Origin of the sequence: Paraburkholderia franconis, assembly GCF_009362735.1 — a bacterium.
Lineage (GTDB): Bacteria > Pseudomonadota > Gammaproteobacteria > Burkholderiales > Burkholderiaceae > Paraburkholderia > Paraburkholderia franconis.
In genome coordinates, this window is record NZ_WHNP01000250.1 from 1 (window position 1) to 726 (window position 726).

Below are 726 nucleotides of genomic sequence, written 5' to 3' on the forward strand. Positions count from 1 at the left end.
GCTTGAGCTTATCGATTTGCGCCTTGAGCTGTTCAATTTCCAGATCTCGCTCGGCCAGGGACGCCCTCGCCTCGAGCAACAGGGCCTTGAGTGCATCGATGTCGTCAGGAAGATCGCTGGCATCAGGCATGCCGCGCAGTTTACGCAGGTCCCGCGTGGTTTACAACATCGACATTGGTTCGGCGGTGCGACGCGGTTGCCTCCAGTCGATGCCCTCAAGCAGCATCGAGAGTTGGGCCTGGGTCAGGTGGATCTTGCCGCTATCGGCCTTCGGCCAGACGAAGCGGCCACGTTCGAGCCGTTTTGCAAGCAGCCACAGCCCGTCGCTGGTAGCCCAGAGAATTTTTATCAGGTCACCTCGACGGCCACGAAAGATAAACACGTCACCGCCATGCGGTTCCTCCTGAAGGACCGTCTGTACCTTCGCGGGAGCTAAAGTCGGAACTGGTGTACGGGGGAGTTGAGGCGGGAGATTGAAGGCGGTGGAGGTTTCAGCTGAGAATCTGATTGTCGAAGTCGGAAACCAGCAAACAACAAACCATCCACCATGAGCAAGTTTACGGAAAAAGCAGTTGTCGGTCTATCGGAAGTCGGTCTGGGCCTGGACGAATTGGTGCGACACGGAGCGCGGCAAGTGATTCAGCAGGCAATCGAAGCGGAGCTGTCGGCGCTGCTGGAGCGATTCGAGAACGTCAAGACCTTGCATGGACAACGCGCGGTGGTACG

The 726-nt window shown here is 57.9% G+C and carries 1 protein-coding gene and 1 pseudogene; one reads left to right on the plus strand and one right to left on the minus strand.

The window, feature by feature from the left end; all coding sequences use genetic code 11:
* Positions 1–160: 160 nt before the first annotated feature.
* Positions 161–382 carry an IS66 family insertion sequence element accessory protein TnpB gene (gene tnpB, locus GCT13_RS48015; RefSeq protein WP_407670983.1) on the minus strand — a complete coding sequence of 74 codons (222 nt, stop codon included), beginning with the start codon at positions 380–382 and terminating at the stop codon, positions 161–163.
* A 165-nt stretch (positions 383–547) separates the two neighbouring features.
* On the opposite strand from tnpB, the pseudogene GCT13_RS48020 reads away from it, so the two are divergent.
* Positions 548–726, plus strand: a pseudogene (locus GCT13_RS48020) (IS256 family transposase); the annotation flags it as partial.